The 9,347-nt window shown below is 63.3% G+C and carries 7 protein-coding genes; 5 read left to right on the top strand and 2 right to left on the bottom strand.

The features are described 5' to 3' along the window. Together ACODTW_RS27930 and ACODTW_RS27925 are read left to right on the top strand one after the other, a co-directional pair. Window positions 1-1,027: alpha/beta hydrolase fold domain-containing protein (locus tag ACODTW_RS27930; RefSeq protein ID WP_488949482.1), on the top strand; the 1,027-nt coding region annotated here is incomplete at its 5' end. Window positions 1,028-1,119: 92 nt separating this feature from the next. After that, window positions 1,120-4,068: a TonB-dependent receptor plug domain-containing protein gene (locus ACODTW_RS27925; RefSeq protein ID WP_488949481.1), complete on the top strand. Its 2,949-nt coding sequence runs from the start codon at window positions 1,120-1,122 to the stop codon at window positions 4,066-4,068. A gap of 286 nt (window positions 4,069-4,354) precedes the next feature. Here the strand turns inward: ACODTW_RS27925 and ssb are convergent, their stop codons facing one another. Further along, window positions 4,355-4,927: a single-stranded DNA-binding protein gene (ssb, locus tag ACODTW_RS27920; protein WP_488949480.1), complete on the bottom strand. Its 573-nt coding sequence runs from the start codon at window positions 4,925-4,927 to the stop codon at window positions 4,355-4,357. Window positions 4,928-5,108: 181 nt separating this feature from the next. Here ssb and ACODTW_RS27915 point away from each other — a divergent pair, with 181 nt between their 5' ends. The 3 genes from ACODTW_RS27915 to ACODTW_RS27905 all read left to right on the top strand — a co-directional run bounded on the left by ACODTW_RS27915 (window position 5,109) and on the right by ACODTW_RS27905 (window position 8,867). Then, on the top strand, window positions 5,109-5,471 hold the full coding sequence (locus ACODTW_RS27915) for an MmcQ/YjbR family DNA-binding protein (protein WP_488949479.1): 363 nt from the start codon (window positions 5,109-5,111) through the stop codon (window positions 5,469-5,471). A gap of 106 nt (window positions 5,472-5,577) precedes the next feature. After that, the gene (gene uvrA, locus ACODTW_RS27910; RefSeq protein WP_488949478.1) at window positions 5,578-8,454 is read left to right on the top strand and encodes an excinuclease ABC subunit UvrA; all 2,877 of its coding nucleotides are present in this window, start codon (window positions 5,578-5,580) and stop codon (window positions 8,452-8,454) included. Between the two features lie 11 nt (window positions 8,455-8,465). Next, a complete protein-coding gene (locus ACODTW_RS27905) occupies window positions 8,466-8,867 on the top strand; it encodes a GFA family protein (RefSeq protein ID WP_488949477.1) in 402 nt (133 codons plus the stop codon). Here ACODTW_RS27905 and ACODTW_RS27900 read toward each other — a convergent pair. After that, a partial coding sequence (locus ACODTW_RS27900) for a hypothetical protein (protein ID WP_488949476.1) occupies window positions 8,864-9,347 on the bottom strand: 484 nt, incomplete at its 5' end. The genes ACODTW_RS27905 and ACODTW_RS27900 overlap by 4 nt on opposite strands.

The following is a 9,347-nucleotide window of genomic DNA, read 5'->3' as shown; positions in this document are numbered from 1 at the left end:
GGCCCGGCCGGCCCATGCCGGGGGTGCCGATGTCGCGACCAAGGCTGCCGTCGGCGCCTCGGTACAGCAGGTTGGGGCCGATACCTTTTCCGCCATCACGGTGCCATTCGCCGATGGTGTCACCGGCATGCCCGATGTCGTCTACAAGACCGTTCCGGGTTACCGGCCGTTGAAGCTGGACCTGTTCCTGCCGGCCGGTGCCGGGCAGGATGGCAAGGCACGACCCGTCATCGTCTATATCCATGGCGGCGGCTGGCTGGGCGGTGGTCCGCGCCGTAGCGCCGCCTTCCAGGATTGGCCCAAGGTACTGGCGTCCATCGCGGCCCAGGGCTATGTCGTCGCCTCCGTCAGTTACCGCTTTTCGGGGGAGGCGCCGTTCCCCGCCGCGGCCAAGGATGTGAAATCCGCCATCCGCTGGCTGCGGGCCAACGGCACCCGCTTTGGCGTCGATCCCCAACGGTTCGCCGCCTGGGGACAGTCGGCCGGCGGCCATCTGGCGGCCCTGGTGGGGGCGAGCTGCGGTGACCCGGCCTTTGCCGAGGATGCGCCAGCCCCCGCCCGTCCCGCCACGGTCGAAACCGTGCCCACGGGCGCGGGCGGGGCGGATCAGGCGTCGGATTGTGTGCAGGCGGTCGTCTCCTGGTTCGGCATCTATGACCTGACCACCATGCCCAGCTATCTGAACAAGGATGCACCACCGACGGAACCGATGCGCAGGTTCCTGGGCTGCGCTCCCGCCGGCTGTGATGACAACCGCGCGCGGCAAGCCTCGCCCATGACTTATGTCGACGCCAAGGATCCACCTTTCCTGTTGATGCATGGCCGCGACGACAATGTCGTGCCGGTGGTTCAGCAGGATCGGTTCGCCGCAGCCCTGGCAGCCGCGAAAGTTTCGGTAAGGACCCGCATTTTCGACGGCGCCAACCATAGCTGGATTGCCGAAAAGCCGGAACGCACCGTGGAAGTCAGCCGCCAGGCGCTGGCCGACACGATCGATTTCATCGGAACGGTGATCGGCCCCCGCTGACGGGTGCCCACCGCCTCATCATCAAAAGCAAAGCCGGGCACCCGTACCGTTGCCGGAACGGGGAGCACTGCGCCACAAAAGGGGAGGAATACGTGAAGACCACCAAGACCCAGAAGCACCCGCCAGCGGTCGGCCGGTTGCGGCACACCACCTCGCCGTTGGCCCTTTCGCTGGCTGCCGGCATGATCCTGGCCAGCCCGGCCCTGGCGCAGCAGGCAGACAGCGCGAAGACTGATCTGCTTGAAGAAATCGTGGTCACCGGCTCCCTGATCCAGCGGCCCAACAATGTCGCGGTCAGCCCCATCACCACCGTGTCGACGGAATCCATCAAGGAAAGCGGTCAGGTGGAGGTTGAAGCCGCCCTGAACCAGCTGCCCTCCTTCACCGCCGCCGGCACCGCCAGCACGGGCGGCCAGGGCGGCGGCGGCCGCGCCAGCCTGAACCTGCGCGGCCTGGGCTCCAACCGCAATCTGGTGCTGCTGAACGGCAAACGCCTGCCCTTGTCGGACATCAACGGCAATGTCGATATCAACATCCTGCCAGAGGCGGTCATCGGCAGCATCGATGTGATCACGGGCGGCGCATCGGCCATCTATGGCTCCGATGCCATGTCCGGCGTGGTCAATTTCAAGACCATCCAGCCCTTCGACGGCGTCCGCGCCGACGTCCAGTTCGGGCAGGATGAACGCGGCGATGTGTTCAAGAAATCCGCCTCCGTCACGCTGGGCAGCGCCTTCGCCGAAGGCAAGGGCCATATGATGCTGACGGCCAGCTATACGGACCGGCCGGGTCTGCAGGGGGCCAAGCGCTCCTTCTTCGAATTCGTCACACCGTCCTCCTTCATCGGCACCGGCACCTATGTGCCCAATGCCGCCAACCTGCCAACCCAGGCCGCGATCAATGGCGTCTTCACCAAGTATGGCGTCAGTTCCACCGTTGGCCGTACCCTGAACCTGGGCTTCAACAATGACGGGTCGCTGTTCGTCCAGACGGGAGCCTTGAATTATAAGGGCCCGACCGACAATGGCTATGCCATCATCGCCGGCAATGTGCGCATGCCGGTGGGCCAGCAGGTACAGTTCCAGAACTCCCTGGACCGCAAGACGGCCTTTGGTTCCTTCGATTACGAAGTGGCGGAAGGCGTCACGGCCTATGGCCAGTTCATGTATGTCGACAGCGTCGTGAATACCGAAAGCGGCGGCAGCCTGACCCAGATCGGCAATCTGACCACCATTCCCATCACCAATCCCTTCATCCCGGCCGACCTGAAGACCATTCTGGCCTCCCGCCCCAATCCCAACGCGCCCTTCACCTGGAACGGCCGCTATGTCGGCATCGCCGACAAGAACTGGGATGAACAATACAAGGTCAGCCAGTTCGCACTGGGCCTGAAGGGCGATCTGGCCGGCACCTGGAAATGGGATGTCTATTCCTCTTATGACGAAAGCCTGCATGATCAGGCGCTGTACAATGCCGTCGTGAAAAGCAAGGTACAGACCCTGCTGAATGCGGCGGATGGCGGCAATTCGCTGTGCGCAGGCGGTTTCAACCCGTTCGGCATCAGCAATGCCACCCGCATTTCCGACGCCTGCCAGACCTACATGACCAAGACGGCGTTGAGCACCGAAAAGCTGACGCAGAGCCAGGTGCAGGGGCAATTGTCGGGCCCCGTGGTGGAACTGCCGGCCGGTCCCTTGCAGGTGGCTCTGCTGGCCTCATACCGCCGCAACACCTATCGCTACACGCCCGACAGCGATCTGGCGGCGCAGAATATCGAAGCGGTGACAGGCTCAGCCGCCGCGCGCGGCAATATCAACCTGAAGGAGATTGCCGGGCAGGTCGACATCCCGCTGCTCAACGGCGCGGAATTCGCGGAGGAACTGGCCATTGGCGCTGCCGCCCGCTATTCTGACTATTCTACCACGGGCAGCGTCAAATCCTTTGAAGGCGACATGCGGTGGAGGCCGGTCAATTCCCTGATGCTGCGTGGGTCCTATCAACGGGCCGTACGTGCGCCCAATATCGGCGAACTGTTCTCCCCGCCCACGGGCACGCAGGTGCAGTTCGGCACGCCGCCGGCATCGGTCGGTGATCCCTGCGACGTGCGCTCCATCGCCCGCACGGGTGCCGGCGGGGCCCAGGTTCGCGCGCTCTGCATCGCGCAGGGGGTGCCGGCCAATGTCATCGACACCTACACGTTCCCGACCACGGCAACGGGCGGCACCATCCGCGGCAATCTGGGCCTGACCCCGGAAAAGGCCAATACCTACAATGTCGGCGCCGTGCTGACCGTGCCGGGCGACAATCCCTGGTATGGCGGCACCACCATCTCTGTCGACTATTACAACATCAAGATCAAGGACGTGATCTCCGGCGTGCCGGGCCTGACCACGCTGTCCAAGTGCTACAATCTTGACGGTTCCAATCCGACCTATGCCGCGTCGAACGAATTCTGCCAGTTGCTGACCCGCGACGCGCAGGGTCAGTTGCAGGATGTCAGCCTGCCATTCCTGAACCTGGGTGGTCTGGAAACCGACGGTATCGATGTGCAGATCAACTGGTCGGCCAACCTGTCGGATATCGGTGCCGATATGGGCGATCCAAGCGCGGAGCTGTATGTCACCCCCGTCATCGGCTGGGTCCACCATTACAATATCCAGACCCTGCCCGGCAGCGCGTTCCAGGATTATGTGAATACCAGCACGCTGGGTCGCGCCCTGCCACGCTGGAAGGCGTTGACCACCTTCGGTTACCGTTCCGACCTGTTCGGTGTCGGCCTGCGCTGGCGTTACCAGGGGCCCATGGATGATGTGACGGCGGTGACCACACCGACCAACCCGTCGCGTGGCGTGCCCGCCTATAATCTGTTCGATCTGTTCGGCAATGTCCGCGTCAATGACAGCATCGAACTGCGCGCCGGTGTCACCAACCTGTTTGATCGCGGCCTGCCCGTCGTGGCCAGTTCGCAGAACAGCACCGACGTCGGCGTCTATGATGCCGTCGGCCGCTCCTACTATGTGGGGCTGCGGGCGAAGTTCTGACCTGCTTGCCTGATTGGGTCCACCCATAGGTAGAGCCCGCTGATTGGGCCCTGGGGCTTTACCCTGTTAGTTCAGGACCGGGGTCGTGTCCCCGATGACATTGTCTTCACGGGCGTGCCTCGAACCCTGACCATAGCGGCCGTGTGAGCCCCTGCTGTTTACACAGCAGGGGCTCACACCATTTCACCAGGATTGCCGGGTTCCCAAAGACAGCCCGGAATTAATCCAAGCCGCTGATCTCGCTTGGATTTCTGAGATACCACTTACACTCGGCATTGACCCCGAATCAGAACGGGATTTCGTCGTCCAGATCGGCCGCGGGGCTGGGACGATTGCCGCCGCCGCTGCGCGCGCCACCGCCGCTTCCGCCCCGGCTGCTGCCGCCGCTGCCATAATCGCCACCACCGCTGTAGCCGCCGCCGCCAAAGCCGCCACCACCGCTGCCGCCATAATCGCCGCCGCGGTCGTCATAGCCACCGCCGCCACCACCGCCCATGCCGCCGCCTTCACGACCATCCAGCAGGGTCAGTTCGCCGCGGAACTGGCGCAGCACGACCTCTGTCGTGTAACGCTCCTGCCCCTGCTGATCCTGCCATTTGCGGGTTTCCAGCTGGCCCTCGACATAGACCTTGCTGCCCTTCTTCAAAAAGCGCTCGGCGATGCCGACCAGGTTTTCGTTGAAGATGACGACGCTGTGCCACTGGGTGCGTTCCTGGCGCTCGCCCGTGCCACGATCCTTCCAGGTCTCCGACGTGGCAATGCGCAAGGTGCAGACCTTGCCGCCGTTCTGGAGCGACCGGACTTCCGGATCCTTACCCAGGTTGCCGATCAGGATGACCTTGTTGACGCTGCCCGCCATGGTGTCGCTCTTTCGCAAAAGGGATCGTCGGCGGAAATCTGTCCCCCGCCGGTATGGCCGGCAGCCTACACGCTGCCCCGTGGAGGTTTCCACAATTTAAATAGGAACAATACAAGAACATTGCATTCCGCCTCGGGACCGGGCATTGTCGGTCCCGTCCTATGACCAAGCGGACCTGGCCATGAACGACCTTCCCTTCGCCGATGCCGAACAGGCCCTGCGCGCGCACGCCCTCGCCCTGCCAGAGGCAGTGGAGGAATTTCCCTGGGGGGAACGGGTGATCAAGGTGCGTGGCAAGATCTTCATTTTTGTGGGCCATTACCAAGGAAAGTTCCGCGTCAGCCTTAAGCTCCCGCAATCCCGTGAATTCGCCCTGGATATGCCGGGGGCTGAACCCACGGGGTACGGGCTTGGCAAGGCGGGCTGGGTTTCGTTCCGTTTCACCGCCGGCGATGCGATCGACGTTGAACGACTGTGCCATTGGACCTTGGAAAGCTATCGCGTGATCGCACCCAAGCGCCTGTCAGCCCTGTTGCCCACATGACGGGGCCGCGTCCGCGTGCCCTTTTCAAAAGGTCCGCATTGCCTATCCTTATCCGCACCGCAGCATCCGCCCGCACCACGGGACAGAAAGCCGAAGATAGAAGCCGATGAACAAGTACATCTCCGTCCGTGGCGCCCGTGAGCATAACCTGAAGAATGTTGACGTCGATCTGCCGCGCGACAGCCTGGTGGTGATCACGGGCCTGTCGGGTTCCGGCAAATCCTCATTGGCCTTCGATACCATCTACGCGGAGGGGCAGCGGCGCTATGTGGAAAGCCTGTCGGCCTATGCGCGCCAGTTTCTGGAACTGATGCAAAAGCCCGATGTCGACAGCATCGAGGGGCTGTCGCCGGCCATTTCCATCGAACAGAAGACGACCAGCCGCAATCCCCGCTCCACCGTCGGCACGGTGACGGAGATTTACGACTATATGCGCCTGCTCTATGCGCGTGTCGGCATTCCCTATTCCCCCGCCACGGGCCTGCCCATCGAAAGCCAGACGGTCAGCCAGATGGTCGACCGCATCCTGACCATGCCAGAGGGCACGCGGCTTTACCTGCTGGCCCCCATTGCCCGCGGCAAGAAGGGGGAGTTCAAGAAGGAACTGGCCGAACTGCGCAAGCGCGGCTTCCAGCGCGTGAAGATCAATGGCGAGATGTACGAGATTGAGGATGCCCCCACCCTCGACAAGAAGCTGAAGCACGATATCGAGGTGGTGGTCGACCGGTTGAAGGTGCAGGCCGACCTGGGCAACCGGCTGGCCGACTCGATCGAAACGGGCCTGGAACTGTCCGACGGGCTGATCTTCGCGGAGAATGCCGATAATGGCGAGCGCACGGTGTTTTCCGCCAAGTTCGCCTGCCCCGTCAGCGGCTTCACCATCGAGGAGATCGAGCCGCGCCTGTTCAGCTTCAACAACCCGTTCGGCGCCTGCCCGGCCTGTGACGGGCTGGGATCGAAGCATTATTTCGATCCCATGCTGGTGGTGCCCGACGAGCGGTTGAGCCTGCGCGAAGGGGCCATCGCGCCCTGGGCCAATTCCACCTCGCAATATTACCTTCAGACCCTGGAAAGCATCTGCGCCCATTTCGACGCCAAGGTCGACACGCCCTGGGAAAAACTGGGCGAGAATGTGCGCCAGACCATCCTGTACGGGTCGGGCAAGAATCCGCTGACCATGCGCTATGATGACGGCCTGCGGTCCTATGAGACCAAGAAGCCGTTCGAAGGCGTGGTCAACAATCTGGAACGCCGCTGGAAGGAAACGGAAAGCGCCCTGGTGCGCGAGGAACTGTCCAAGTACCAGTCTTCACAGCCCTGCGAGACCTGTAGTGGCGCGCGCCTGAAGCCGGAAGCTCTGGCCGTGAAGATCCGCGGCCTGTCCATCGCCGAGATCAGCCGCATGTCCATCCGGCAGGCCGCCGACTGGTTCGCCAATCTGGAGCCGCACCTGACCCAGAAGCAGCGCGACATCGCCGCGCGCATCCTGAAGGAAATCAACGAGCGGTTGGGATTCCTCAACAATGTCGGTCTGGAATATCTGGCGCTGGACCGTGCATCCGGTACCCTGTCAGGCGGCGAAAGCCAGCGCATCCGGCTGGCGTCCCAGATCGGATCGGGCCTGACGGGCGTGCTTTATGTGCTGGACGAGCCATCGATCGGCCTGCACCAGCGTGACAATGACCGGTTGCTGGCCACGCTGAAACGCCTGCGCGACATCGGCAACACCGTCATTGTCGTCGAACATGACGAAGACGCCATCCGGGTGGCCGATTATCTGGTCGATATGGGGCCGGGCGCGGGCGTGCATGGCGGCACCGTCATCGCCCAGGGCACCCCGGCGGAGGTGATGGCCCACCCGACCAGCCTGACCGCGCAATATCTGTCGGGCCGTCGCCAGATCGAAATCCCCGCGCGGCGGCGCCCCGGCCATCCGGGCCAGTTCCTGGAGGTCACGGGCTGCCGCACCAACAATCTGCGCGACGTATCGGCTAAGGTGCCACTGGGTACCTTCACCTGCGTCACCGGTGTGTCGGGCGGCGGCAAATCCACGCTGGTCATCGAAACGCTGTACAAGGCGCTGGCCAAGAAGCTGATGGGTGCCCGCGAACATCCGGGTGACCATGACGCCATCCATGGGCTGGAGAATGTCGACAAGGTCATCGATATCGACCAGTCGCCCATCGGCCGGACGCCGCGATCCAACCCCGCCACCTATACGGGCTGCTTCACGCCCATCCGCGACTGGTTCGCCGGCCTGCCGGAGGCCAAGGCGCGCGGGTACGGGCCGGGGCGATTCAGCTTCAACGTCAAGGGCGGGCGCTGCGAGGCGTGCCAGGGCGACGGCGTCATCAAGATCGAGATGCATTTCCTGCCCGACGTCTATGTCACCTGCGATGTCTGCCACGGCAAGCGCTATAACCGCGAAACGCTGGAGGTGCTGTACAAGGGCAAGAGCATCGCCGAGGTGCTGGACATGACGGTGGAGGAAGGGGCGGAGTTCTTCCGCGCCGTGCCCTCCATCCGCGACAAGCTGGAAACGCTGGACCGGGTCGGTCTGGGCTATATCAAGATCGGACAGCCGGCGACGACGCTTTCCGGCGGCGAGGCGCAGCGCGTGAAACTGGCCAAGGAACTGGCCCGCCGGTCCACGGGCCGCACCATCTATATCCTGGACGAGCCGACAACGGGCCTGCATTTCGAGGATGTGCGCAAGCTGCTGGAAGTGCTGCACGCCCTGGTCGACCAGGGCAACACGGTGCTGGTCATCGAACATAATCTGGAGGTCATCAAGACCGCCGACTGGATCATCGACATGGGACCGGAGGGCGGCAATGGCGGCGGGGAGATCGTGGCCGCCGGCACACCGGAGCAGGTGGCAACCGCAGCGCGCAGCCATACGGGCCATTATCTGGCACCCTATCTGAAACCCGTGACCGCCGCCCCGGCCAAGGCGGCCAAGGGCGGACGCAAGGCAGGATAAGGGAGGCGGAGATGGGCGACCGGGTCGCATCATGCAGTTGTGGGCAAGTCCGCCTTGTCTGCCGTGGAGAGCCGGTGCGCGTGTCCATCTGCCACTGCCATGAATGCCAAAGGCGCACCGGCAGCGTCTTCGGCACGCAGGCCCGCTTCCCCCGCGATGCCGTGACGATCACCGGCCAGACCACGCAATGGACGCGGCAGGGTGACAGCGGCGGGTCAGCCACCTTCCATTTTTGTCCCGTGTGCGGGTCAACGGTCTATTGGCAGCTGACCGGGGCGCCGGCGTTTTGGGGGGTGGCGGTGGGCGCCTTCACCGATCCGACCTTCCCACCTCCCGCCATCTCCGTTTATGAGGAGCGCCAGCATCCATGGGCGTTGCCGGCAGAGCGGCTGCAGCTGGAGCACGTTCATTAGGACGATTTGCATTCCTGCCGGGCAGCGCCCAGAGCCCCAATCACACTGGATACGGCGATGCGGGACCAGATCCCGCCTTCAACAATATGTATCTGGTCATCGCGCCCCTGAAGCAAGACCGGTCCTTTCTGCCTGAACGGGGAAAGCTGGAATTCCCCGATTTGCCTGCCTGCTTCCCCCTCAAGCCGCAAGACGGCCAGCCGATGAGCCGCATCACCATACCCGCCCAGCAGCAGAACAATATCGTCTTGTACAGCGAGGGCGGAGGCGCCTTGGATCATGTTCGACCAGCAGGCAACCCGGCCCTGTTCGACTTTGGCGATAGGAAAACTTGAATAAGAACAGGTCCAAAGGCTGGTTCCGGACAAGGATGTCGCATAGGCGTCATCGATCCAATAATCAGTGGGGGCCTGCTGATTGAACGAGATCACGTCCCCGTGCGTGGTGTAGGAGCGCTGGCGCCGGGTCAGACCTGGAGGT

It is taken from the genome of Niveispirillum sp. FG148, assembly GCF_057809655.1.
This window is presented reverse-complemented; position numbering and strand designations above follow the sequence as displayed.

What these genes read in the sequence shown, in the direction of transcription:
- ssb (WP_488949480.1), bottom strand. Translation starts at nt 4,927, where the DNA reads ATGGCGGGCAGCGTCAACAAGGTCATCCTGATCGGCAACCTGGGTAAG.
- ACODTW_RS27915 (WP_488949479.1), top strand. Translation starts at nt 5,109, where the DNA reads ATGAACGACCTTCCCTTCGCCGATGCCGAACAGGCCCTGCGCGCGCAC.
- uvrA (WP_488949478.1), top strand. Translation starts at nt 5,578, where the DNA reads ATGAACAAGTACATCTCCGTCCGTGGCGCCCGTGAGCATAACCTGAAG.
- ACODTW_RS27905 (WP_488949477.1), top strand. Translation starts at nt 8,466, where the DNA reads ATGGGCGACCGGGTCGCATCATGCAGTTGTGGGCAAGTCCGCCTTGTC.